Source organism: Microcoleus sp. w2-18bC1, from assembly GCF_036700365.1.
Lineage (GTDB): Bacteria > Cyanobacteriota > Cyanobacteriia > Cyanobacteriales > Microcoleaceae > Microcoleus.
On sequence record NZ_JAUBOS010000018.1, the window covers coordinates 16,847 to 41,998 of the forward strand.

Here is a 25,152-nt window from a genome sequence, read left to right on the forward strand (position 1 = left end):
AAGAGTACCTATCGAGGTACGCAAACACCCGTCGGTTTCGGACTGCGAAGAGATGCACCACGTGAATTATAGGCTACCAGCGTCACTTGTCCTCGATCGTCCATTACCCAACCTTGAGCGGGCATAATTTCTGTTGGTCGAACTTCTATGGATGCTCTTTGACCTTCTATGTGCTGACTTCCACCTACCGCTGGTTCCACCCACGGCAACGGTTCTTCTGCGCTGCTGAGAACCTCGTGAGGGCTTGGTGGCAATCCCCCCCGCCCCGTCACAGTAAACTCGTTCTCGGCCCCTTGGATGCAGGGATTTGCAGCAATTAACGCAGCCGGATTGACCACATTTTGCGGCAGTTCCACTAAACCTTGAACGGGATTCACTCCAACAGAACTAAATGTTACCGCCCCTTGTAAAGCCGCGCCGCCACTTTGGGAAATCGCCGCAATATCGCTGCTGGGAATTAGAGAAGTAGGACTTACTTGCAACGCTGCAAATTCGGCGTCACTGATCCCCAACCTGTTTCTGACTTGTTCGCGACTCGCTGCTGTAAACCCAAAAACATTGGGGACATTGATATTGACGCGGCCGCCGCCTGCTGTGCGCGCGTTGGCTGTGATGTCGCTGTTTTCTTGCGGGAGGGCGACAAGAATGTCGCTGTTGATGTTGATATTGCCGCCGTCAGAAGTGCCTGCATCCGTGGTAATTCTGCTGTTGCGGCGCAATTGGATATCTCGCGCTTGCAGGTTAATATTTGCTCCAGTACCGGATACAGTCGTGCCGTCAATCATCGCTTTGTTATCAAGAGCGATCGAATTTGCGACAATATTGATATTACCAGCGCGTCCGGTTCCCGTAGCCTGCACCGTCACTGTAGCTCCATCTCTGACAATTAGTCGATCGCGCGCATTCAGATTCAACGCACCCGCATTTGCCGTAGCATTGGGATTAGTACCGAATGTCTTGCCGACCGAAGCATCAATTGTACTGACAAACAAACCGTTATTTCCGCTGCCGCTGACTGAAATGCGATCGGCATTAACAGTAATATTTCCCACATCTCCAGAGCCCAAAGAACTCGTAGAAACTATCCCCCCATCCCGCACAGTGAGGCTTGGCGTATCAATCCGAATATCCCCACCCCGACTCGAGCTCAAAGTTCCAGAAGTCAGCGCGCTAGCATTCTGAATTCCGCTAGTCAAAACTTGGGAAATACCTGAAATTTCTACGGATTCAGTAGCCCTAACTGTTAAATTTCCTGCCGGTCCCCCCTCCTGAGAAAACAAAAACCTGCCCACTAAAACACCCGTTCCTAAAGTAAAAGCAGAACCTCCAGAAAGAGTCAACCGCTTCGTATCAACGTTAATATTCCCCGCCCTTCCGTTAGAACCGATACTCAGCGTGCTGATTCCAGTTGACACAACTGTTCGCGGGCCGGTGTTAGACAATTCTATTGATTCAGCAGCTTTAATATTGATATTCCCCGACGGGCCGCTGCTGTAGCTTGTGGTACCTAGAAGAGAACCGTCGCGCATAATTAATCTGGCGACATCAACACTAATGCTTCCTCCCGCACCACTACTTTCTTTAGCTGTTCCGTTGTTAATTCCCGAACCCACCATCTCAAAAGTATTGGCGCGAATGATTAAGTTTCCGCCATTTCCACCACCAAAAGTGATGCCGCTACCTACTACGCCATTGTTGAAGAGCAGATGGCCGGTGTCGATCGTAATATCGCCCCCCGAACCAGCGCCAGCACTAGCATTCAACAGCACAAATAGCGGGTCAAACGGGTCTGTAGTTCCCGATACCAAATATTTAATTGCAACCTGTTGATAGCCCTCAACTCCCAGCCCGCTCATTTCTACTGAATCAGCAGCCCGGAAGTTAATATGCCCTCCTGCACCATCTCCTAGAGTCAGGGTAGAAAATTGCGTTCCGTTTTCCACCCGCAACTTTTGAGCGCTGATATCGATACCTCTACCATCAATATTTCCCAGTGTCAGCGCATAAATTCGCGCACCGCTGAGGGCGACATTTCCACCTTTTAACTCTACTCTGCCACCACCAATTCCGCTGGTGTTGATAAGTGTTCCATCGGATATTTGAATATTGCCGAAATTTTGAATATTGTCATAATTTAAAGCTAAATTCTCCTGCTGAGCAACAGGAGGGGTTAGTGCAAAATTAACTAAACCCGGACTGGCGACGCTACCGAGTAAAATTTGTCCGCCGCTGGCAGTTAAATTGCCGCCTTGGAGTTGGATGTCGCCGCCAATCAGTGCTAAAGTTTGACCTGGGTCTACTGCTAAACCAACTCGATCGCTAATCGGGATTGGTAAAGCAGAGGCTGGCAGGTTTACCTTTCCTACAGCCGTCGATTGATTGACAATTGCACCGGGATTGTCTCTAAATCTTAAACCAACGGGAATATTAACGGTTAACAGCGGGGATGTTTGCGGGTTGGTGCTGCTGAATTCAAAGCCGTTATTAAACACAATACTGTCAGCACTGGAACTGATAAAGGAACCGCGCAAATCTAACCGCGCATTCGGTCCGAATATAATTCCTTTCGGATTAATTAAAAATAAGTTTCCGTTGCCTAAAACTCCCAGAGTTCCTAAAATATTTGAGGAGTTTGGACCCGTAACGCGGGTGAAAATGTTGGTAATTCCGCTGGGATTTTCAAAATAAGCTCCCCGCCCTTCACGGATGTTAAATTCGCGCAAGCTGTGAAATAGGTTAACGCCACGAGTTGCGCCGCCAGTGATTCTATCTGAGGGTATGTTATTGATTGTATCGGGAACTGTGCGCGAACTTTCCGGGTCCAGGGTACTATCGGGAATGATTTGGGCAAAGGTTTTCGAGGGAAATAGCAATAAGAAAACAAAAAGTAGGCCGGAAGACAGGCGAGACATAGCTTAAATCCTGTTATATAAATAATATCGTTTCCGGTTCCATCAGCATTATATATTTGGATCGTATCAGTGCGATCGCCCCAGTGTTCGATCGACTCTCTTTCACCCCTAAAGTGGACTTTTCCAAAATATAATAAAGATAGCTTTTTTCAATGCGACGTTTGAAGGTAACTCAGAGGAGGAACAGTCATGAGCTTGAATGAGTTGCCGGGAGCAGAGCTAATTCTACCTGGATTGGACGATCTTCTTCATGGTAAGATGAAGACAGTTGGGTCATTGTTAGTCGCGATCGCAGCAACGCGCCTAGCTGAAGCCGGCTTAGATGTTCCTAAAGATCGTCTAGCAGCAGAGCCAGAACTGACGCTGTATGCTCTTCTTGAAGATGAACGGGATGATGCCTACCTCTATTACAATGCTTTGCTGAATCGCCTGAATAGCTTTTGCAACGCACTTGAACTTCGTTATATGTATAAGCTATGAGAATGGGATTACGCTAGTTCAAAAAACTTTTGCGCGATCGTATTAAAAACAAGATTCACAAGCTTGCCAGCTCCGCAGCCATAAGCTAATATTTTGCAAAGGTTGAGAACACAATGACGATAATTCCCACTATGAACTACCGAAACCACATCACGATCGAACCAAATAAACGCGGTGGTAAGCCTTGTGTACGCGGCTTGCGAATTACGGTTTATGAAGTGCTTGAGTACCTGGCTTCCGAGATGACCGAAGCAGAAATTCTCGATGATTTTCCCGATCTGACGCGAGAAGATTTAAAAGCCTGTATTGCTTATGCTGCTGACCGTGAGCGTCGGTTTATGACCGATCTCTTATCCGCATGAAATGACTTTTTGATGAAAAATTGTCGCCAAAGTTACCAACAGTTTGAGCCATCTTTTCCCTATAAAGATAGCTTTTTTCAGTGCGACGGCTTAAGTGCTTGAGTCGAATCGTGTGGCGAACACGATCGAGGAAAGGAAATTATGATGGGGAGTAAGTAGGGGTTGACATACATCATCGATCTGCGGTATTTTTCGACTATATGCAGTATTGTACTGCTACTGCGAAGCGCTCGCTTTCAGAGTTCATAACACCCTCTAAGTATGTTGAAGAATTGTAAGCAGTGGTTCCGTTCTATTTATTAAGATGCAGATACCTGTTTGGCTGACAAAACGTAGATTGCTCGGAGGTTGTACCCTTCTGTTTATTGCTGGAGTGATCGCGTCAATTGTTTATGCACCACCTTGGACTGGGTTTGGTTCTGACTCTACAATAAACACAGAGCGAGATAGTACAGGCAAAATCATAAAAACTATTGAAATTCAACAATCTGGGAAGACCCTTTGGGACTGGTTAAGTGTATTAGGTGTTCCCTTCTCATTAGCTGTTTTGGGGTATTTGCTTCAGCAACAACAACAAAACCGCGCTAATGAACAAGCGAAGTTTGAGAAGGAACAAGCTGAACAACAGGTAAAACTTGAAAAAGAAATAGCCGAGTCTAACCGACTAGAGGAATTATTGCAGGATTATTTTGATAGATTATCAACACTATTAGTTGATAAGAATTTGATTGCAATTTCTGCCAAAATCAATAATATAAATCCAACCAGAGATAATCAAGGAACATCTATAGATAAAGATAATCTTGAAAATGAATCTGTAGATGAACAAGCTGAGTTACTTAATGCAGCAGTAGATGTGATTCGAGCTAGAACACTGTCAATTTTAAGACGATTTGGCGAAGATGGAGAACGCAAAGCGAGCGTTATTCGATTTCTTGTCGAAGCAGAGGTAATGAGCAAATTAAATCTCGATCTTAGCGATGCTAATCTTAGTGATATTAATCTCAGAGATGCCGACTTGAGAGGTGTCCGACTCAGAGGTGTCACATTCCTCAAAGCTAATCTTAGAGATGTTAATTTCAGAGACACTGATCTTAGAGGTGCCAGATTTGTCATTACCAACCTGAGAGGTGTCAATCTTCAAGATGCCGACCTAAGAGGTGCTATGTTCGTTAATGCTAACCTTGACGATGCGATGAATTGGACTGAAAGCCAACTGGATTTAGCAAGATTCTGTCAAACAGTATTACCAATAGGTTCAAAGTTAGATCCTGATCGTGATTGTAAGGATATGGGAATTAACCTTGATGAATTTGAGTAGTTAATACATCAAAACACTATCAAGTAGTTATAAAGATATTTTTAGAACACGGTCTAACAATCCCAATGCACACCGACCGCCGAGAGGTTATGGGTTGGAGTTCTGATTGGTCTGCAGCGGGTGATTGGGAACGTTTTTTAGTTGATAATTATATACTAGAAAAATAAATTTTTAATCGCCATAAATCAGAATTTTGAGAATTGTTGGGCGAAGCGAAGCCAAGGGTTCGATCGCACTCAACCCAACCTACAATTTAAAACGGAAAATAATTGATTCTAAAGTAGATGCCTTTTTCTTGGAAAGTTCGATCGCCCGATCGAGCATTTATCAAAGGAATACCATAGTCTAAACGCACATTCAGCCGATCGCCCATCTGCCAAACCAGCCCCAAACCCGCACCCAGCAGTTTGTCCGAGTCAGGATTCGCCTTTTCCTCCGAATGGTTCCACCCTAACCCAAAATCGATAAACGGAGCGACTTGCAACAATCCTTGGACTTCTGGGACACGCCAAACCGGTATTCGCACTTCTGCAGACGCGATCGCACCGCTATCGGTTAACAGCAAATCTTGGCGGTATCCGCGCACGCTTTGAACGCCACCGATCCCAATTTGTTCGAGGGAAAGCAGGGGGCGATCGGCTAATTGAATGTCAGAACGCACAATCAGCAAGGTTTCTGGTGCTAGCAGCCGCACGTACTGGGCTTGTCCGCGCCACGCCAGAAAGCGACTGTCAGGGCCGCTATCGTTCGCAGTAGCGCCGAACAGATTAGTGCCGAGGGAGAATTGCGATCGCGCCGCGAACACTTGGCTGGAACTCCGCTGCACGTATTCTTGAAAAAAGCGCACAGCCGAAACCCGGGTTTCGCCACGCTCATTTGCTCCCGCTGAAAGCGCAAACTCTTTTCCCGACAGGAATGTATCGCTTTCTTGCCGCGAAAAACTCAGTCCCAAAGCCAAAGTGCGATCGGGCTTTTCGACAATCGGCTGGCGGTAAGTTAACTCGTAAGTCCGCGATTTACCCTCGATTTGTGCACGATCGAACGGTTCCTCGATAATGTTGGTGCTAGCAGCGCTCGCAGCGAAGCCAATCGTGCCGTTGCGCGCGTTGACGGGGACGGTGTAGCTGCCGTTAAATTCATTGCTGCCGTCGGTGTTAGCATAAGATACCTCTAATCCGTCGCCCAAACCGAGCAAATTTGCTTGATTGAGGCGAACACCGCGCCGAAAACTGCCGACGCTGGGCGATCGGTTGTTGTCTGCGAACACTTCAGCGCTAAAGCTGTCTGCTTCTTTCACGCGCACTTCTAAGCGGCTGTTTTCCGGGCGGCTTCCGGCTTGCAATTCGGCGGAAATATTGGCAATTAAGGGGTCTAGTTGCAGCAGTTGCAAGGCTTCCAGCAACCGAGATCGGTTGAGGGGCCGTCTGGTGGCGCGTTCTAGGCGCGATCGCACGTAATTGGAATTTAAGCGCCTGTTTCCAGTAATCACAATTTCATCTAATCCGCCTTCTACAATCCGAATTTTCACCACACCTCCTTCTCTCGGAAAGGTTTGGTTGGCGAGAATTACAGCGCCGGAATTGATGTATCCTGCCGCTACATATTTTTGAGTGACGGCTGCTTCGGCTGCGATCAGTTCCGCAAAGGTGATTTCGCGCCCCGCAAACTGTTGCGTAACTTCTGCGAGTTCGCGATCGCTAAAAGCTGTGTTGCCCTCAAATTCAAAGCCAGCGACCTTAATTGTACCCAGAATCCCCGGTCTAATTTCGCTTTCAACGGGTGTTGGTCGGGTGGGTTGGAGGGGAGACGGCCCAGGCGGTTGTGGCGGCTCAGGAGCGGGTAATTCGGGTTCTCGCGGCAGAATTGGGTTGGGCAGTTGACTGAGTTGCGAGGGTCGATCGATACCCAAATCAATTTTTTTTCGGTCAATATTTTCTTCTAGTTTTTGATCTGAGTTAAAAAGCTCGGTTTCTTGAGTTTTTGTGCTGAATGTGCGATCGGCTGAATTTGCCGCTTCCGACTCTAAGTTAGGGATTTCCGGAGGTGGGGATAAGGGTTGAGTTGCCGCCAAAGCCGATCGTTCTGGCTCAGCGGGTAACTGCGTTTCCTCGTAAGAAGCTGGTAAGCCTTCACGGAGGCTGATATCGGTGTCGTTGGGGGGTAAAGCTCGATCGCCTCCGCTGCTGACTGCTGCCAAATCCTCAACATTTGAGGTCAAAATTTCGACTGTGCTAGCGGATGTTTTCGCTGGTTTTCCCAACAAAACTAACCCAAAAATACCAGCGAATAAAAATAGTTTTTGCGATCGACAAGCCATAGAATCTAATTATCTCGAATAATTGGGTAAAATATTTTCCGCAATAGAGCACCCTCAAGTAAAAATCAATCTTAACAGCAAAAAAACGAAACAGCCGTCGCAGCTAACAGTTTCGGCGACGCTACAAACCAAAAGGTCGATCGACGGCTGTTGATTTCCCAAGACTTACGCTTCAACCGGGTTCTTATCCGAAAAAATATCGTGTAAGTCGATCGTAAACGGTAAAAAAAACCAAAATTTTTTTGTTGCAAAACCTACGCTTTCATGCTAACGCAGCGACCAGAACATTCCTGCACGCCAGGGTAAACCAGAAACCGGGTTGTGTCCGAAAAGACGCGCTACAACTGAGATATGGCACCCTTCTCAATAATCTTTTTATGAACAGGCAAGATGCCTGTTCCACAAGAGATAAATTTTCTTGTGGAACAGGCATCTTGCCTGTTCTTAAGAATAGTGCAAGATGTGAGTTACAGCCTGCAGAGCCACTAAAAAACCCGGTTTCTTTGATTTTGGTGCATCATACCAAATCCGACTTTAATACCCCCTTTATTGAAACGGCGTCTACCCACATCCTGTGCGTAGACGCCGTTTCAACCGCCAAGCCTGATCAAGGGGATTTGTAACTTTGAATTATGCAGAGCGGCCCGCACTAGCCGCAGCACCCATTTGAGCTCCGTCAGTCAATCCCACCAACTTAGCGCTCAACTCCCACATCCGCTCGCCTTTTTCATCATCGCGGGCCTGGGGAGAAACCTTTTGCACAAAAGACTTACCATCTTTTTTCTGACGGTTCCCCCAACTCCAGTAAGCCCCAGATTGCTTGTATTCGGGATCAGCAACCACCATCGCCAGCCTTTCCCCCGCCAACTCCTGCGACACATAACCGCCGGTGATATTCTTCTGAAACAGCGGGAACAGCTTCTGAAACAAAGGATAGTGGTTGCGGAACAATGGCGTATCCGCCACGCATCCCGGATACAGCGAAGTGAAAGTAATCCCCGTGGATTCGTGAAAGCGGCGGTGCAATTCCCGCATCGTCAGCACATTGCAAACTTTGCTATCTTTGTAAGCCTTGACCGGTTCAAACTTCTTGCCATCAACCATCGAAATCGGGTCTTTGAAACCCGCTTCAAAACCCTCAAACTTGCCTAAATCCGGGCGCGGCGGAATCTTCCCACCCAACTCGTCTGGATTGTGAGTCACAGTTCCCAAAATCACGATTCTGGCATCGGAATAATAGGAAGGCTTCATATTTTCCATCATCAGGTTACACAGCAGGAAATGACCCAAGTGATTGGTAGTCATCGTCAATTCATAACCCTCCGGGCTCCGCAGCGGTTCCTTAATCAAAGGCATATAAATGGCGGCGTTGCACACCAAAGCGTCCAGAGGCCTGCCGCTGGCCTTAAATGCGCGAGCAAACCGGCGCACGCTCTCCAAATCGCCCAAGTCAATCTCCATGATGGAGAAACTGCCTTCAGGTATACCCAACTCTCGGGCGGCATCTCCGGCTTTCCGCACGTCCCGACAGGCCATGACTACGTGCCATCCCTTGTCTGCGAGAGCTTTCGCGCCGTACAAACCGACGCCGGAGGAAGCGCCGGTAATGATAACCGTGGATTTGTGATTTTGTGCCATCTTGTTAAAAGCGCTTCCGCTATTGATTTTTTTCAGGCACTCAAACGCTGAGCTAGCAGCTTGGATGTTTTGAAGTACCCTATGGTTATTAGGATATGAGGAAACGTTCTCGATCTCAACTGGGAGCCTCTCACTTTTGCCGACAAGCTAGAAATTGGAGGGCCGAGACTGCGAGGCAGGGGGCAGGAGGGCTGATACTGCGAGGCAGGAGGCAGAAGAAGTGTTTTTACAAATAATAAATACTCGCTTTCAACTGGCGATAAAAATCAAATATGACTCCAAATCCGACTCCTATTTTGAGAAATTAACCATACATCTTTTAGGGCGAGTTCACCATTATCTATGACGCACATACTCACTATTTATTGATAAACCCGCCCCAACCAATTTAACTAAGAAATAGCTTGAGGTTCATGATAGGTAGGGAAATCGATATAACCTTCAGGGCCAAAAGAATACCAGACGCCCATTTCAGCAGGCGGATTGAGTGGCCAACCATTAGTAAAACGCTCTACCAAGTCAGGATTGCTGATAAAATCCCGACCAAAAGCTACTAAATCGGCAAGTTTGCTGCTCAGGGCCGTTTCAGCCTGTTCTTGAGTATATCCGCAGTTGCCGACGAGCGGCCCTGCAAACACATCGCGAAACTCTGCTATCGTCATCGGCGTTCCCAATTCATGAAAGCCAAATGCTAGACCGTCCACCAAGTGAAGGTAAGCTAAATCATAGGCATTTAACTGCTCTGCGAAATACAGAAAATCTTCTCGATATTCTGGAGAACCCATATCATTAAAATTACCGTTGGGAGAAAGTCTAACTCCCACTCTGTTTGCCGGAAATACTGTGATAATCGCCTCGACAATTTCCTTAAGAAAACGGTAACGGTTTTCAACTGAGCCACCATAGGAATCAGTGCGGTGATTGGTTTGGGTTTGCAGGAATGTGTCAATGAGATAGCCGTTTGCCGCGTGAATTTCTACACCGTCAAAACCTGCCATTTTTGCTCGTTCTGCCGCCTTGCGATAATCTTCTACAACCAGGGAGATTTCATGGGTTTCTAGAGCGCGGGGAGTTTCGTAGGGTTCTTTGCCCACAGGGGTATGAAGACCTTCTCCGTTTATTTTGATGGCAGAGGCTGCAACTGGCAATTGATTGTTTTGATGAAAACTGCTGTGGGAAGCCCGCCCGCAGTGCCAAAGCTGCATGAAAATCGGCGTTTGGTGGGCATGAACCGCAGTCACAATTTGTTTCCAAGCTTCGCCTTGTTCGTCTGAATAAATACCGGGCGTATTGAGCCAACCATTAGCTTGAGTAGAAACCACGGTGGCTTCTGTAATGATTAAACCAGCGGAGGCTCGTTGAGTGTAATACTCTGTCATCAAGGCGTTGGGCATCCGCGCTTCACCGGCTCTGGCTCTCGTTAGAGGTGCCATGACTACTCGATTTTTTAAGGGTAAATCTCCGATTTTGAATGAACTTAGTAGGAGTGGAGAAGTTGTTTGAGTGGTCATAATTTTGAGGTTTTGTCAACTGAATAATCTGGTAAATCACATATAGCAACTGCCCGTGTTAGGACGCAAGGCGCAAGACATCCAAGGGTCGCCAAAATGCAAGCAATCAAACTCATCAAGCTGTTTACGAATTTGACTTTTTAGCCAAGACTCTTCTTTGTTGAATTTTGTTAAACTCTGGAGAGTATGGCGGTAAATATAATAGTTTACACCCTGCTGTTTGAATCAATTCCTGAATCCGACCCCTTTTATCAAATGTGAGATTATCCATGACCACTACCTATGCTGTGACAAGTGTTGGAAGTAAATTTGTTTCCGGCGAAGAAAGAGTCAGGAGTCAGGAGTCAGGAGAAGAATACCCTCTTTCCTCCTCTGCTGAATACTTCCGAAGGTTTCAATCCCTGATAGGGTTTTAGGTTGTTTTCGGCGCTGCTGGAGAAGAAGAGGGAGGGCAAAATTTAGTTTCAATCCCTGATAGGGTTTTAGGTTGTTTTCGGCTCCCCTTAAAAATCCGTTGCTGATTGTTGTAATCTTGTTTCAATCCCTGATAGGGTTTTAGGTTGTTTTCGGCTTACCAAATTGAAGGCTTAACTTGTTCAGAATTTGAGTTTCAATCCCTGATAGGGTTTTAGGTTGTTTTCGGCTCACCCAGACAGCAAAGTATTTGTGATACGGCCTGTTTCAATCCCTGATAGGGTTTTAGGTTGTTTTCGGCATCTGGGTTCGCGGCGGTACAGGCCCCGGATCTGTGTTTCAATCCCTGATAGGGTTTTAGGTTGTTTTCGGCTTCAAAACTAGCAAAGGAGCATGGCGGGCAATCATGAGTTTCAATCCCTGATAGGGTTTTAGGTTGTTTTCGGCAAGCTTTTCAATCCAAACCAAGTGTTAACCCTTAGTTTCAATCCCTGATAGGGTTTTAGGTTGTTTTCGGCCAATTAGCTTTTAGAGATGTGTCTGAGGCTATGTTTCAATCCCTGATAGGGTTTTAGGTTGTTTTCGGCTTCCACAAGAATGCTGGCAAGGTTGCAGGGACTACCTGTTTCAATCCCTGATAGGGTTTTAGGTTGTTTTCGGCCTGTTGTGGGGCGAACTACGCAGCCCATGCCACTGTTTCAATCCCTGATAGGGTTTTAGGTTGTTTTCGGCACGGCATAGAGTACGCGATCGAAGAAATTGCCGGGTTTCAATCCCTGATAGGGTTTTAGGTTGTTTTCGGCAACCCTCTATCAATGTCATACTTTTTAAGCTCCAGTTTCAATCCCTGATAGGGTTTTAGGTTGTTTTCGGCTCTCGGCTCTTGCGTTCCAGTTGCATTTTAGCGGAAGTTTCAATCCCTGATAGGGTTTTAGGTTGTTTTCGGCGTTCTTAGACTGCCATGTTTACTCGGATCAATCCGCAGTTTCAATCCCTGATAGGGTTTTAGGTTGTTTTCGGCATCTGCGCGTTTAAAGTATTAACTCGCGTCGCCAAGTTTCAATCCCTGATAGGGTTTTAGGTTGTTTTCGGCTTCTGGTGTCCATTTAAGTCTCCTAATTGCTTTGTTTCAATCCCTGATAGGGTTTTAGGTTGTTTTCGGCCCTCCTTAGTCATCGTCAATTTCGTCATTATCTAGTTTCAATCCCTGATAGGGTTTTAGGTTGTTTTCGGCAAAGAGACAGAGCACCCTCCCACAAGTTTGGAAGCTGTTTCAATCCCTGATAGGGTTTTAGGTTGTTTTCGGCGAAGCTCGAAAAAGAAATAGCCATCGGTGGCGATGTTTCAATCCCTGATAGGGTTTTAGGTTGTTTTCGGCGCGGCGGAAACTGTGGGTAGATGCTCCCTCAATCCCGTTTCAATCCCTGATAGGGTTTTAGGTTGTTTTCGGCCTTGGGCCCTAGATTGGTTCTGGATGCCTTTTATTTGTTTCAATCCCTGATAGGGTTTTAGGTTGTTTTCGGCCTTGATCGTCTAATCCCAGTGAGCCAAGCTGAGGCATCAGGTTTCAATCCCTGATAGGGTTTTAGGTTGTTTTCGGCTGCATCAATCCATCACAAAACGGCATTTTGGTAACTGGTTTCAATCCCTGATAGGGTTTTAGGTTGTTTTCGGCCCATTCAAATTGGAGCAAAATAATGAGCTTACGTTTCAATCCCTGATAGGGTTTTAGGTTGTTTTCGGCCCAATCTTTTTCAGAAACTAAAAAAAGTAATTGTCTGCGTTTCAATCCATGATAGGGTTTTAGGTTGTTTTCGGCATTTTTTTGATTCGGATTTAGATGACTTTTATTTTTGTTTCAATCCCTGATAGGGTTTTAGGTTGTTTTCGGCTTCAGGAATGCTACGGGGATTACTGATATGCAAGTTTCAATCCCTGATAGGGTTTTAGGTTGTTTTCGGCTTCAGAATCAAAAAGCACTAATCTGTTAGATGTAAGTTTCAATCCCTGATAGGGTTTTAGGTTGTTTTCGGCCTTTTTTATTAGCAGGACAATCAGGAGGAGTTGAAAGTTTCAATCCCTGATAGGGTTTTAGGTTGTTTTCGGCAATGTTGGGTGCGTATGTTGGTAAGCTGGCACTGGTTTCAATCCCTGATAGGGTTTTAGGTTGTTTTCGGCCTATGTAGCCTCGATCGATCCTAAAAAGGCGATCGTCAAATATGTTTCAATCCCTGATAGGGTTTTAGGTTGTTTTCGGCTCGAATCAGGTATGGTAGCGCTTCGGGACTTTTACGTTTCAATCCCTGATAGGGTTTTAGGTTGTTTTCGGCTTTGCTGCACCCCGACTGTGGAGTCAGGCGTTACCATTAACGTTTCAATCCCTGATAGGGTTTTAGGTTGTTTTCGGCCAGCCACAAAGCGCATCACAGCTTTGGTCGCGTCATGAGTTTCAATCCCTGATAGGGTTTTAGGTTGTTTTCGGCTTGCCTTCAATTACGCTGCCGCCACCGGGCAAGCTAATGTTTCAATCCCTGATAGGGTTTTAGGTTGTTTTCGGCTTGCCGGGTGCGTCGGTGTTTGGGTGGTTGGGGTGTGTGTTTCAATCCCTGATAGGGTTTTAGGTTGTTTTCGGCTCGAAACTCATTCAGTAATTAGGCAAGGGCAGCAAGTTTCAATCCCTGATAGGGTTTTAGGTTGTTTTCGGCTTTTGCACGTTTGAGGATGATTGAGATTGAGCGTGTTTCAATCCCTGATAGGGTTTTAGGTTGTTTTCGGCCTGGCAGGAGATTCAGTGAAAGCGAGGCGATTCTAAGTTTCAATCCCTGATAGGGTTTTAGGTTGTTTTCGGCTCGCGCGTCGTAGCTAATGGTACTTGAACCTTCGTTTGTTTCAATCCCTGATAGGGTTTTAGGTTGTTTTCGGCACTTTTCCAATCTGTCCCAACGCTTGAGTGCGGGTTTCAATCCCTGATAGGGTTTTAGGTTGTTTTCGGCTGAAAGTCCAAATTACAACAGGGTTTTGAATGTGGTTTCAATCCCTGATAGGGTTTTAGGTTGTTTTCGGCTTAACAACATTGACGGGCGTCCCGCAATTGAAACCGTTTCAATCCCTGATAGGGTTTTAGGTTGTTTTCGGCAACAAAAACATGATTGTTAGCTGAAAGAGTACAAGTTTCAATCCCTGATAGGGTTTTAGGTTGTTTTCGGCGTTAGTTCATAAGCACCTCCTTTGTTTGGTGTGAAGTTTCAATCCCTGATAGGGTTTTAGGTTGTTTTCGGCCTAGTGCCGACTGTTTCTCCCACTCTGATCGCCGGGTTTCAATCCCTGATAGGGTTTTAGGTTGTTTTCGGCAGTTATCCGCTTGGTGTTATTCGTTTTTGAGTGGTTTCAATCCCTGATAGGGTTTTAGGTTGTTTTCGGCGCTTTGTAGATTTCATTCCGACGTGTCCAAATTGCGTTTCAATCCCTGATAGGGTTTTAGGTTGTTTTCGGCATCCACAGCTTGCCGCTGAACATCTGTCAAAGTCCGATCAAGTTTCAATCCCTGATAGGGTTTTAGGTTGTTTTCGGCCGTTTATTGCCTGCTTTATCTTTGTCAGGCTGAGTGTTCGTTTCAATCCCTGATAGGGTTTTAGGTTGTTTTCGGCCAATTCGGCGGCGTGACCGCATCGGCTCAGGCATGTTTCAATCCCTGATAGGGTTTTAGGTTGTTTTCGGCGCGATGGATCAGGAAATGCAATTGTCACATTTCCTTTGGTTTCAATCCCTGATAGGGTTTTAGGTTGTTTTCGGCGATTTTATTGCGGCGTTACCTCAAGATGCTTCTGGAGTTTCAATCCCTGATAGGGTTTTAGGTTGTTTTCGGCCATCTTGGATCGACTCAAGACGTTATAGGCGCAATTAACAGTTTCAATCCCTGATAGGGTTTTAGGTTGTTTTCGGCATTATATAGAAACTGTTCCCGCACCCTTCATTTTGTTTCAATCCCTGATAGGGTTTTAGGTTGTTTTCGGCCTTTAGTAGATTGTAGAAAGCAGTCCGCGATATCCAAGTTTCAATCCCTGATAGGGTTTTAGGTTGTTTTCGGCGGTTTTGTTTGGCTTTATGATGAGCTAACCCCTGTTTCAATCCCTGATAGGGTTTTAGGTTGTTTTCGGCCTGTCTGTTCAATTCGTTCACCCGCCGCATACTTAGTTTCAATCCCTGATAGGGTTTTAGGTTGTTTTCGGCCTGGATTGCGTCTCCAATAGTTAGATCACTCATCGTGTAATGTTTCAATCCCTGATAGGGTTTTAGGTTGTTTTCGGCCTGGATTTATAGGCGAAGAGATTGAACGAATCGAGTTTCAATCCCTGATAGGGTTTTAGGTTGTTTTCGGCCCACGGACTTACAGATTGAAGGTAAATTCCGAAGTTTCAATCCCTGATAGGGTTTTAGGTTGTTTTCGGCTGCCGGGGTCTGGGAGGCTTGAAATATAAGGTTCTCAAGGTTCAGTTGCGTCTGACTGCAATCAATATACCGTTTCAGCGATCGCCCTGTCAAGGGGGCAAATTTCAAATAGACCTCAAACTCTCTCCCAGTAAAGGTTTCAGCATTTGCGTCTAACCCGCATGAGGTACAAACCACTGCAAACCCAGTCCTAGTAAAGCTTTCAGCCATTAAAATTCACCCCCTCCGTTCTACACCTACAGCCAGACGCAAAATCACACCATAAAGATCGTAGTATCGATCGGTGCCCGGCCGCCAATCCGCTCGATCTTGCCCTGACAGCAAGCGCACAAATAGTGAAACAGGATGCTATCTTCTTCCGACTTAATCACCTTACTCAGACGTTGGCGCATCCGGGCATACTGAGTATCCGTCACCTCGCAATGAAACACCGAATACTGCTTCCATTCCCCATAAGACTTGAGAATCTTGTGAATCTTAGTGCGGCGCTTGTCCTCAGATATATCGTAGCAAACCAAAACAAACATAACTTAATTGCCTCCCTATTTCAGAATCAAAGGTGGATACTTATCAACTTCACCCATCAAATACTTAGCCATCAACCGCCCTTGAATTTCAAACGCTTCTTGATAAGTACACAACTTTCCCATCACAGGATGCTTGAACTTTGACTGTTTCTTTTGTTCGTAAAATCGCAAAAAATTGTGCAGCGCTTCTTTTGTTAAAGAAACCGCGCCGCTCAACGGTTCTGCCGTAAAATCATTAGGGGAAACTTTCTGCAAATTGATCGCTGTCAACACTACAGCATCAACTACCAAAGGTCGAAATTCTTCCATCAAATCCAGCGCTAAGGAAGGACGGCCATAGCGCTCAAAATGCAAATATCCCAAATACGGATCGAACCCCACAATATTCACCGCACTTTGAACATCGTGCCGCAGCAGAGAATATCCCAAACTTAACAGAGAATTTACCGGGTCAGTAGGCGGACGGCGGCGGCGAACTTCAAAGCTAAAATCTGGCACGCGAATCAGTTGATTGAAGCAGCCAAAATAAGTCGCACTACCCGCCCCCTCTAATCCTCGCAGAGAATTAATACTCGAAGTTTTGTCAATAGACGCGATGACTTGTTTCAATTGGGCAATGGGTTTTTCAAATTCCTGGGGAGAATATTTGCGCTGATATTCTAACAAAGAATTGCGGTAATTCTTGAGCTTTCCCCGTACAAATCCCCTAACTAAATGTACGGCTTGTTCCGATTCCCCAGCCGCTTGCCACTGAGCTTTTCGCACAAAGATGTTTTTCGTCATTTCCGGTTCCAACCTCCCCAAATAACGTCCGTTTAGCGTCAGAAAACTTAAAGGAATGTGACGTTCCAAAAGTTCCACAACCACAGCCGGCGAAACTGTAGCGCGTCCCAATGCAACAACACCATCAATCTTAATTAATGGCACGTCCAACAGATTTTTTTTGTCAGCTTTAACCGTCAGACGTTCATCGACTTTGCCAATAAAAGCATCTTCTTGAGTAATGTAAACTGTTCCCATTGTGAAATCTCCTATTTGCAGGTTAACTTGCTTCTTGATAGCGGTTGACTTTGGCCGCAGCTTGGGGCAGACATTGGGGAAAAAGACTGCATCCCGTACACCGAGCGGTGTAAACTGGTAAAGGGATATTTCCCGATCGCCAAAGAGCACCGACTTTTTCAATAGTTGCGATCGTATCCTGTCTCAAACCCTCAGAAATCTCGACTAATTGCCGCTGATGCGACTGCGCGTAATACACATATCCAGTCGCAATAGTTTTCCCCGTCATCTCCTCCAAACAAAGCGCTTGGGCGCAAACCTGTAACTCATCATTATCCCATTCCCCCTTCCGTCCCCGCTTATATTCCACGGGATAAATCTCACCCTCAGCCGACTCAATCAAATCCGACTTACCAATCAGTTTGTAGCGCTCAGATTTCAGCCAAATCGCCCGCACCTGCCAAGTTTCATTGCGGTTAATTTCGCCCATCGTGTGAACGCGATCGTGCAAACTTGTCCCTTCTATGGTATACTGATTATCCGTGAATTCTCCCGCACAAGACATTCGCCAACAGCGATGAGGACAGTAAGAATACTGGTTGAGAGTTGCGATCGAAATGTAATCAAAATCGTTCATTTTTTTGATAGTTTGTAGGAGATTGGTCATTGGGAATTAGCAACAGGCAAGATGCCTGTTCCACAAGAGTCTACTCGTTCCCAGGCTCTGCCTGGTAACACAGATCCGGAGGCTCTGCCTCCAATTTTCCTCCCTGAGCAAGCGAGGCAGAGCCTCTGGATATCGGTTCCCAGGCAGAGCCTAGGAACCAGTTATTTGAGGAATTAGTGATCCGCCAGTCCGCCAGGGGTTGAAACCCCTGTCTCATAGCTAAAGTCGGTTGAAACCGACTGAAGAAGTAATTTAATTATTGATGATATTTTGAGCTTCTCGGTAACAGTAAGCGCAAAGGTTGAAACCGACTGAAGCAGTAATTTAATCATTCATTCTTGCAGTCCTCTTCAGAGGACTTTAGCTATTAGGCAGGGTTTCAACCCCTGGCGGAATATGGGTTTTACGTTCAGTTATCAAGAACTTTTTTAACAACTATTCGCCTAGTCATTCCCATCCCCATCGGAGTTTTCCTCCCCACCCCGCAGTAAACAGCAAAATCAGCCAAAGCATTAATTTGCTTAATCACTAAAGGCTCGACATCTCCCAAAATCCGATAACTAACCTCCCCAACCATGCCCACAAAATCGCTTTGATAGTTGGTCAATTTTTCACTTCGGATATTGACAAATGTTGAAAAAAGTGCATCGAAGGAAAGATCGGGAATTGCGATCGGGCTGTACTTATTCCAGCGACTGAGGAGACTATTAAAAACGCAGTCTCTAGTAGGAATCACGGAATCAAATTTCCCCTGTCGAAAAGTTGTAGGAGTCGCAAAACTGAAGGCAATTAAACGATTGGTTTCGGAAGCGCGATCGTACAATTGAGAGTAATCGCAAGCATTAGCCCAAGGCTGATCTACTTGGGGCGTTCCGAGAATCTTAGTAATCATCAAATCGGCGGGCCCCAGATGCCACGGCTTCGAGGGATTGAGATTCAGCCAAAGATTAGTTAATTTGCCGAATAGAGTGTCATCAAGCAGAGTAATCCGCCACCAACAGATGGTATGTTCGGGAATCGGTTCTGTGTGTTCCCATTGGAGGAAATGGTGTTTTTTGAAAGGGCATTTTTTAGTTTGCAAAGGGCTGAGGGTGAAGGATTTTTGGGCAGTGGCATCGTGGAGGCGATCGCCGAGTTTTTTGTCAACGGAACTCACGAGGGTGAGGAAGAGGGCGTGCAGGTGTCTTCCCGTGAGGTATCCGGGGGGAATTGGGGCCAGGGGAAGGATGTTGAGGACTAGGCTGTGCGGCATATTTGGTTAATGGTTAATGCTTAAAATTGGTTTAATTTTTATCGTTCCCAGGTAGAACCTGGGAACGCATTTCTAGAGGCTCTGCCTCCTATTAATCTGCCCGAAAGCGGTATTCCATACACGCCGGAATTTTGAGTCTGTCAAACTCGTAATATTGCCCTAGCATTTTGACATTTTGGATGAGACTAACCGGAGGCATATTAACCACATCGTAGCTAATCACTTGATGGGAAAACATCACATCTAAAGGGTTGAGAAGATAGGGAAAAATGAAGTTTGTTTCTGAGGGCGATCGCTTCACTTCTTTCTGCTCTACAATTTCGACGGCTGCTTTGCTCATCCACTTTCCCAGACGTATCCATTTCGCCAGTTTCAGAGACTTCTCTGAGATTATGAAAAACTCAAATTTGCTTTCCGGCGCAATTTCTTTGGTTCTGCCAAAACTAGGGATATTTTTCTGAGTTTTCTCCATCTCAACGTGATAGTTGTTGTTGGCGTATTTCCATGTGTTGAGAGTGGAGAAATGAGAAATAGATCGCGCCGGAGTAACATAAATCCCCTGTTGGTTGAGCGCCGTTAAATGCTGCTCGTATTTAGGAACTTGTTCGGGACAGAAATAGCGATAGGAATCTTCTTCTGCAACGGTGGTGGAATAGATTTCGCTATCCACCAAACCGAGGGCGTAACAAAGCGCGTAATTGTGAATTACAGGCTCGGTTTCGTAAAGTCTCCCTATCTCGCGAGTTGCAAAATAAAGGCTATCATGCAACTCGATTTGACAGCGGTAAATAAAAGCCATTGTTGTTACTCCGCTGCTGCTGTAGCTCCTGCCTTACCCTTGATATGCTTCTTCGCGTAAGCTTTAGCCTCGTCATCGGCTTTCTTTAAAATTGCTTTAAGCGTTGTCTCATTACTCGTCAAAGCCTTAACTTCTTTGAGAAGAGCATCAAATTCTTCATTGATGAAAGGAATTTTGACAATCGGTTCGTCATCCAACAAAGATTGAATTGCAGTCTTAGCGTGATCCATCACATCATCTTCATCTAACGGGTCAAGAGATTGCAGAACTTCATTAGGAAACAGGTCGTAGATTGCCTGAGTCCAACGGAGGTTACTGGTGATTTCACCATCGGCAAAAACAACACCAATTAATTCATTACGCATCGTGCCTGTACGAGTGGTTTGTGCACCGTAACGACTGGTACGCAGGATGTTATTGAAGACATATAAAAACCCTGCCTCAGTTGCATCTTTTAGGGTGATAATGGTAGGAAAAAAAACCTGTGGTCGGATGTGATCTTGTTGATTAATTCGGGATGTAGTTGTACCAATTTCTCCATCTAACTTGCCCTTATCTTTGCCTTTTGGTAATTCTTTCATCTCTCCCTTCGCTGCCATTGTGCCATTTTCGTAAGGAGCATTCAGGGTAAATGTTTCATGAGAATCATCAAAGGGTGTGATTGAGTATGCAGTATCAACCACCACCTTAGATTTTTCCGATCCAGAATCACCAATAGCAAAGCCATAGATAATGCAATCGGGGTTATCCATTGCGAATCGGACGTTGTACTCGCATTCTTGTGCGGTCATAAATCCATAATTGCGAAGCAATTCCCGACCAACTAGGCGTTCAGGTGTAGATTGTTTGCGCTTGAACATCGTCAGACGGCTGATCGGAACACGATTCTCGCGTTTTATTCCTGCCCTCACTCTCGCCTTATTAAGTTCTTGGTCTGTTTGAAATAAGGGATAGGATTCGGTGACACGAATAGTCAAGAAATGGATATATTTTCCCATTGGCTTGTAGGGAATTTCATTTTGGAAGCATTTGGTTTGGTCAACATTTTTCAGAAAAGTCATTGTTTGTCTCCAGTTAGGTTTTGTACATTAAGTCTGGTGAGTTGCAAAGCTAGCTAGTTAGTCATCATTTTCAGCATCATTATCTTCAAAATTTTTATCACTCGCTAGCTTTTTCCTTGCACGATTTTCCTTATCGCTTTCAAGTCGATAAAGGAACTCGCAAGTATCTCGAATGAGGTTGAGTTGACGACCCGCTAAACGAGCGCGATCGCCTGCGAAAGACTTTTCAAATACTTCAATAACAAAGTAATTTGCAAAGTCCATAATTGCGTCGTGTTCCTCATCCCGTTTAGCAATCACCCAACGTCCATCAGCGGTCGAGTTATGCACTCGCTCCATCAGTTTAAAAATTTTAGCAGCTACAGTTTCGACTAAATTAAATCCTCCCTCCGTATATGCTTTGAGAATCACATCCGCCGCTTCATCAATTGGCTTGAGAATTGCATTCGATTTCGTCGGTTTTCCTTTACTTGATTTAGCTCGGTAGAACTTGCGATAAAGTTCGGTAAGTTTTTTCGGATGATTCAAGGGTGATTCTGCTTCCACAATTAAGTCCTCCAATTCAGGTTTATAAGTAACGTATGGGTCAAAACAAGGGTAAAATGAGTGAACATAAAGCTTGATTTTACTCAAACTCGGTGCATCTACTTTTTGCTTACGAACCCAATTATTTAAGTAAGCAAAAACATAAAGCGGGCTAGTTTCAAAATCCTTGGCGAGTTCGCTCAGTTTTCCCCAATTGGCATCGTAGCCAGCTTTTCCCTGCTTAGCATTCACATCTAAATGAATTGCATAAGCAGAAGTCAAAGCATTTAAAGGTGCAGGGTATTTTTTGCCGTTTTCCTCCCATCCTTCTAAGATATAGTCCAGACGAAAGCGATCGCGCTTCGTCAAAACCCTAAAAGCTGGCGGTGCGCTATCTAGAAATACGCTTTCTTCAAAGTCTGCACCGTCATTAAATGGCGGAATTGGCGACTCCGAAACCACTGTTTTGACATCCAGAATCATCGGGAATGCAAAAGCTAACCAAGCTGGCATAATCCAAGATTCTGTATCAGTTGGCTTTTTATCCTTCCCTTTCTTTTCAGGTGGCAATGCCATAAAATAAAAGGTCAGCGGTTGATTTTCGGGATAAGCAAGCTTGAATGTCTTGTCCTTTTTACCTTCCGCTCTTTCATCCAAATGAAAGACATCTACACTTTGATAGCGGCTCAATTCAAAATTAGCCTGAAGTTCCTTGCTAATAAAGTGATTGCGAACTCCCGTATCGAAGCGAGTTTGGAAAATATTATCGTAAGCCTGATGCAAAAAGGCGTTCGTTTCAGGAGTGCAGTAATAAGTGGGATAAAAGTAGAGGTAGCGGTATTTTGCATCCTCAAACCTCGCGCCAATTTCCTGAGTTTGGCTCATTAAAATCTGCCGCAGCATCATTTCGATGCCAGCAATACTGGAAATATTGCGTTTAGCATTAGATCCTCCCAGCATTTGCTTATTAGTATAAACTTGTGGCGTGAATAAAACGGCTGATTCCATTTGTTCGGTAACGGTATAAGCCGAGTGAGAAATCGAACAAATTAACTGTTTTCCCCGTCCAGATTTTTTCGCAGCTTGATAACGATTTAACTCATCTAAGAAAATATGACCTGATATTGGCTCTGTTTCTGCTGTTGCCAGCATCACAACTCGCGTCACCCACAGCCGCAAATCTTCCCAACCATCGGGAATATTGTATTGGGATAAAATGGGCTGAATTAAAGTTGTAATATGTGCAATTAACTCCTCGCCAACTGGACGCACATCCTCAATGCTAGGGTGATGTTCTATATACTTGGCTGCCAAATAGTACCATTCGTAAGGAACACCGCCCGTACTGCCTTTGAGTTTGTGTTCTTTGAGGCTTTCATTAATCCGCTGAATTTCTCGGATAGTTGGTAGATTTTCTGAGAAGTTCCAGAACTCTGCAACTTGATGAATTAACTTTTCTGGAGTCAAATCAATTGCTGGTAGTTTGGGTAATTCTGGCTCTTCCTTACGTTTTACTTCGCGCTTTTTGCGTTCCGATTCCATTTTAGCAACGCAATCTCCCCAAATTTTTCTACCTACTGAATCTCCAAATTCAGCAAGTTGATCTATCCGAATATCATCGTGAAATCGAAAGTCATAATCAGCCGATAATATTTCCTGTTTTTGAAATTTTACTAGATTATCGCTGCGGTCTTTAGAAACAGGCTTTTTGCCATCTTTGAGAATCCTCAACGTTGCACTTAAGGCAACTTTCATCAAATCAGGGATGTCGAAAAATAAATTGTAGTAATCGGCATATTTCATGCCTTTACCATCTCGACTAAAGCCTGTTTGTCTGTCTTCTAGTTCTTTGGCACAGAGAGATTTGATTTGAGTGACAACTCGATCGGGTATGCTATCCACTGTCACAGAAGGTGCATTGCGGTGTGTCAAATAAATGATACCTGTTGGTAAATACAGCAGTGGCTCATAGTAATGAATATCCTCTGAATTTATTTCAGTATGGGCATTCATTACGGCATTATTGACAATATTGGTGAGGACGCCGCGATTTTCAGCAATACTGTGATATGAGAGTTTCAGTTGTCTGTCACTGACTTGACCGATCAGATTATTTAAACCCGGTTTAAGAGCATCTTGAGGATGTTTGACAATGGATGCTAAACGGTCAGCTAGACAAGCTAGTTTAGCCAATTCGACCAGTTTATCTCCTTTAAGTTTAGGCTGAAGTCCGCTGCGTTCAGAAAAATTCCAGTTTGTATCCCACCGCGTTTGAGCGTTGTAGGCAATGGAGAGTAAATCATCAAGATACTCGCGATAGGCTTCTAAATCGTTGGGATTAATTAAGCGATCGAGATTGATGTCGTGAATGATGACATCAATAATTTCTCGATGTTCCGGGATTGAAAATTCACGGATTTTATGTTCCTTGTTTTTCTGAAAATCTTTGTATTTCTGTGGCATCTGGGGAAATCTGTCATAATCAAATTTCTCGAAGTCGTGGAGAATGAAAGCAGCAACGAGTAACCGTCTTTCCAGTTCGCGAATCACCCGCCTAATGGTTGTATTCATTTTTTCTAGGCGCTGTTCGATTAAATTAGCCGGGAAAAGTCCGTTAAGTAAATGAGTATTGAGGGATTGATCGGAGGCACTTCTCCTGTTCATCACTATGCCTTTTGCGGCGAGTTCCTGTTCTTGTGCTTCGATCCATTTACCGCCTTTAGCAGTCACGCCGATCGCCACTCGCAGCAGATTTGGCAGAACATACTCGGCAAAATCAGCCATAATTGGGTCATTGGGATTTTGAGCCAAGATTGCCGATCGCAAAAGCTTGACGGTAATTAACTCTTGTTGGGGCGGCTCAATATCGCGATCGGTACTTTCAAAACTCAACCCCAAATCATCATCATCGTCTTCTTCTTCCAAATCATCCTCTTCCAAATCATCAAACTGTTCAACATTCAAATTCTGTGGTGCGTCAAAAAGTGATAGTTGTATAAATTCTGACTCGGTTGGTTTATTCTTCTTGGCCATTTTCTACTTCCTCCTAGAATTAAGATATTCAGTGATTTGTTGGATATAGCTCGGATATTGATTTAATGCTGCTTGAATACCATTGAATAGCTCTACATAATTTATCTCCAAATATCTGTGAGCTAAAATATTACGGAGTCCTGCTGACAGTGCTAAATCTGTCGCAAGTTCAGTGGTGATAATTCCATATTGTCCAGCCTTGACAAAAGAGTCTTTATTGGAGAGAGGCTGAATATTTTGGTCGCGACTTAGGATATGCTCGTTGATATCGATCGCAGCTTGAGCAATTAATTCCATAATTCGCTCCGAAATTGTTTTATGGTCAAAACTACTCAAGTAATTTTCTAAACTCATTCCTCGAAAGCGCCTTAATTCTAGAAGATAATTACCAATAAACTCCAATCTGCTTAAAACAACTGTAGGCTCAATACTCATACTACATCCCATTTCTTCAAAAACAACTCAATTTTATTCCGAAGCTCCCACTCTGTTTGCTTCAGTTCTGAATCGCTCATCAAAGCCTTTTGTTTGAATTTTTCAAATTCTCCCGGTTCGCTTTCATACAAAACCTTGCCATCACGAGCGACAAAATGAGCAATAAGTGAGGAGCATCTGTTTAACTCAACAACATCAATTTCATCACTGTTGATTTCAAAAAAATCACCGAGTTTTTGAGGAACCTCAAACCAAGCAAAAGCACGCTCTCCAATGCAAGCTTTCCGTTTCTCTTCATCATAGAGTGTGGCAAAATCCCAGTCACTTTTAGCATGAGTTTGGCCTGTTGCTCTAGAGCCAAACAAAACTAACATTTTGAGGTAAGGAATTTTATTCGGAAGTTGGGAAGTAAGTATTTCTAAATCTATCAATGCTTGATTTTTCATGGCA

At 44.8% G+C, this 25,152-nt stretch carries 17 protein-coding genes and 1 CRISPR repeat array; of the genes, 3 read left to right on the forward strand and 14 right to left on the reverse strand.

Annotated elements, in window-relative coordinates; all coding sequences use genetic code 11:
* Positions 1-8: 8 nt before the first annotated feature.
* The gene (locus QT979_RS12525; RefSeq protein ID WP_333310265.1) at positions 9-2,912 is read right to left on the reverse strand and encodes a two-partner secretion domain-containing protein; all 2,904 of its coding nucleotides are present in this window, start codon (positions 2,910-2,912) and stop codon (positions 9-11) included.
* A 189-nt stretch (positions 2,913-3,101) separates the two neighbouring features.
* Between QT979_RS12525 and QT979_RS12530 the strand changes: the two genes are divergently transcribed.
* The 3 genes from QT979_RS12530 (at position 3,102) to QT979_RS12540 (ending at position 5,075) form a co-directional block, all read left to right on the forward strand.
* The gene (locus tag QT979_RS12530) at positions 3,102-3,392 is read left to right on the forward strand and encodes a hypothetical protein (RefSeq protein ID WP_333310267.1); all 291 of its coding nucleotides are present in this window, start codon (positions 3,102-3,104) and stop codon (positions 3,390-3,392) included.
* 131 nt (positions 3,393-3,523) lie between these two features.
* Positions 3,524-3,754: a DUF433 domain-containing protein gene (locus tag QT979_RS12535; protein WP_333310269.1), complete on the forward strand. Its 231-nt coding sequence runs from the start codon at positions 3,524-3,526 to the stop codon at positions 3,752-3,754.
* Positions 3,755-4,058: 304 nt separating this feature from the next.
* Positions 4,059-5,075, forward strand: a complete 1,017-nt coding sequence (locus QT979_RS12540) for a pentapeptide repeat-containing protein (RefSeq protein WP_333310271.1) — start codon at positions 4,059-4,061, stop codon at positions 5,073-5,075.
* Positions 5,076-5,328: 253 nt separating this feature from the next.
* Here the strand turns inward: QT979_RS12540 and QT979_RS12545 are convergent, their stop codons facing one another.
* The 13 genes from QT979_RS12545 to mntA form a co-directional block, all read right to left on the reverse strand.
* Positions 5,329-7,392, reverse strand: a complete 2,064-nt coding sequence (locus tag QT979_RS12545) for a ShlB/FhaC/HecB family hemolysin secretion/activation protein (RefSeq protein WP_333310273.1) — start codon at positions 7,390-7,392, stop codon at positions 5,329-5,331.
* Positions 7,393-8,022: 630 nt separating this feature from the next.
* Positions 8,023-9,030 (reverse strand): protochlorophyllide reductase, encoded by a 1,008-nt coding sequence (locus tag QT979_RS12550; protein ID WP_333038163.1) that lies wholly within the window; start codon positions 9,028-9,030, stop codon positions 8,023-8,025.
* Between the two features lie 392 nt (positions 9,031-9,422).
* The gene (locus QT979_RS12555; RefSeq protein ID WP_333310275.1) at positions 9,423-10,541 is read right to left on the reverse strand and encodes an alkene reductase; all 1,119 of its coding nucleotides are present in this window, start codon (positions 10,539-10,541) and stop codon (positions 9,423-9,425) included.
* A gap of 124 nt (positions 10,542-10,665) precedes the next feature.
* Positions 10,666-10,812 (reverse strand): transposase, encoded by a 147-nt coding sequence (locus QT979_RS12560; RefSeq protein WP_445304780.1) that lies wholly within the window; start codon positions 10,810-10,812, stop codon positions 10,666-10,668.
* A 120-nt stretch (positions 10,813-10,932) separates the two neighbouring features.
* Positions 10,933-15,404: a CRISPR direct-repeat array (repeat unit 37 nt; unit sequence GTTTCAATCCCTGATAGGGTTTTAGGTTGTTTTCGGC).
* A gap of 254 nt (positions 15,405-15,658) precedes the next feature.
* The gene (gene cas2, locus QT979_RS12565; RefSeq protein WP_333211524.1) at positions 15,659-15,931 is read right to left on the reverse strand and encodes a CRISPR-associated endonuclease Cas2; all 273 of its coding nucleotides are present in this window, start codon (positions 15,929-15,931) and stop codon (positions 15,659-15,661) included.
* Positions 15,932-15,946: 15 nt separating this feature from the next.
* Entirely contained in the window at positions 15,947-16,951 is a 1,005-nt protein-coding gene (gene cas1d / locus QT979_RS12570; RefSeq protein WP_333211526.1) for a type I-D CRISPR-associated endonuclease Cas1d, read from the reverse strand.
* Between the two features lie 22 nt (positions 16,952-16,973).
* Positions 16,974-17,567 (reverse strand): CRISPR-associated protein Cas4, encoded by a 594-nt coding sequence (cas4, locus tag QT979_RS12575; protein WP_333310277.1) that lies wholly within the window; start codon positions 17,565-17,567, stop codon positions 16,974-16,976.
* A gap of 439 nt (positions 17,568-18,006) precedes the next feature.
* A complete protein-coding gene (cas6, locus tag QT979_RS12580) occupies positions 18,007-18,849 on the reverse strand; it encodes a CRISPR-associated endoribonuclease Cas6 (RefSeq protein ID WP_333310279.1) in 843 nt (280 codons plus the stop codon).
* Between the two features lie 91 nt (positions 18,850-18,940).
* The gene (gene cas5d / locus QT979_RS12585) at positions 18,941-19,648 is read right to left on the reverse strand and encodes a type I-D CRISPR-associated protein Cas5/Csc1 (protein WP_333310281.1); all 708 of its coding nucleotides are present in this window, start codon (positions 19,646-19,648) and stop codon (positions 18,941-18,943) included.
* Between the two features lie 5 nt (positions 19,649-19,653).
* A complete protein-coding gene (gene cas7d / locus QT979_RS12590) occupies positions 19,654-20,709 on the reverse strand; it encodes a type I-D CRISPR-associated protein Cas7/Csc2 (RefSeq protein ID WP_333310282.1) in 1,056 nt (351 codons plus the stop codon).
* A gap of 57 nt (positions 20,710-20,766) precedes the next feature.
* The gene (cas10d, locus tag QT979_RS12595) at positions 20,767-24,267 is read right to left on the reverse strand and encodes a type I-D CRISPR-associated protein Cas10d/Csc3 (protein WP_333310284.1); all 3,501 of its coding nucleotides are present in this window, start codon (positions 24,265-24,267) and stop codon (positions 20,767-20,769) included.
* A 3-nt stretch (positions 24,268-24,270) separates the two neighbouring features.
* Complete coding sequence (gene hepT / locus QT979_RS12600) at positions 24,271-24,702, reverse strand: type VII toxin-antitoxin system HepT family RNase toxin (RefSeq protein ID WP_333310286.1); 432 nt, start codon at positions 24,700-24,702, stop codon at positions 24,271-24,273.
* Positions 24,699-25,148, reverse strand: coding sequence for a type VII toxin-antitoxin system MntA family adenylyltransferase antitoxin (gene mntA, locus QT979_RS12605; RefSeq protein WP_333310287.1), 450 nt, complete (start codon positions 25,146-25,148; stop codon positions 24,699-24,701). Before mntA ends, hepT begins: the two co-directional genes overlap by 4 nt.
* Between the last annotated feature and the right edge of the window lie 4 nt (positions 25,149-25,152).

What these genes read in the sequence shown, in the direction of transcription:
- QT979_RS12540 (WP_333310271.1), top strand. Translation starts at nt 4,059, where the DNA reads ATGCAGATACCTGTTTGGCTGACAAAACGTAGATTGCTCGGAGGTTGT.
- cas1d (WP_333211526.1), bottom strand. Translation starts at nt 16,951, where the DNA reads ATGGGAACAGTTTACATTACTCAAGAAGATGCTTTTATTGGCAAAGTC.
- cas2 (WP_333211524.1), bottom strand. Translation starts at nt 15,931, where the DNA reads ATGTTTGTTTTGGTTTGCTACGATATATCTGAGGACAAGCGCCGCACT.
- cas10d (WP_333310284.1), bottom strand. Translation starts at nt 24,267, where the DNA reads ATGGCCAAGAAGAATAAACCAACCGAGTCAGAATTTATACAACTATCA.
- cas4 (WP_333310277.1), bottom strand. Translation starts at nt 17,567, where the DNA reads ATGAACGATTTTGATTACATTTCGATCGCAACTCTCAACCAGTATTCT.
- QT979_RS12545 (WP_333310273.1), bottom strand. Translation starts at nt 7,392, where the DNA reads ATGGCTTGTCGATCGCAAAAACTATTTTTATTCGCTGGTATTTTTGGG.
- QT979_RS12535 (WP_333310269.1), top strand. Translation starts at nt 3,524, where the DNA reads ATGAACTACCGAAACCACATCACGATCGAACCAAATAAACGCGGTGGT.
- cas5d (WP_333310281.1), bottom strand. Translation starts at nt 19,648, where the DNA reads ATGGCTTTTATTTACCGCTGTCAAATCGAGTTGCATGATAGCCTTTAT.
- QT979_RS12555 (WP_333310275.1), bottom strand. Translation starts at nt 10,541, where the DNA reads ATGACCACTCAAACAACTTCTCCACTCCTACTAAGTTCATTCAAAATC.
- cas6 (WP_333310279.1), bottom strand. Translation starts at nt 18,849, where the DNA reads ATGCCGCACAGCCTAGTCCTCAACATCCTTCCCCTGGCCCCAATTCCC.
- QT979_RS12530 (WP_333310267.1), top strand. Translation starts at nt 3,102, where the DNA reads ATGAGCTTGAATGAGTTGCCGGGAGCAGAGCTAATTCTACCTGGATTG.
- QT979_RS12525 (WP_333310265.1), bottom strand. Translation starts at nt 2,912, where the DNA reads ATGTCTCGCCTGTCTTCCGGCCTACTTTTTGTTTTCTTATTGCTATTT.
- hepT (WP_333310286.1), bottom strand. Translation starts at nt 24,702, where the DNA reads ATGAGTATTGAGCCTACAGTTGTTTTAAGCAGATTGGAGTTTATTGGT.
- QT979_RS12550 (WP_333038163.1), bottom strand. Translation starts at nt 9,030, where the DNA reads ATGGCACAAAATCACAAATCCACGGTTATCATTACCGGCGCTTCCTCC.
- QT979_RS12560 (WP_445304780.1), bottom strand. Translation starts at nt 10,812, where the DNA reads ATGGATAATCTCACATTTGATAAAAGGGGTCGGATTCAGGAATTGATT.
- cas7d (WP_333310282.1), bottom strand. Translation starts at nt 20,709, where the DNA reads ATGACTTTTCTGAAAAATGTTGACCAAACCAAATGCTTCCAAAATGAA.
- mntA (WP_333310287.1), bottom strand. Translation starts at nt 25,148, where the DNA reads ATGAAAAATCAAGCATTGATAGATTTAGAAATACTTACTTCCCAACTT.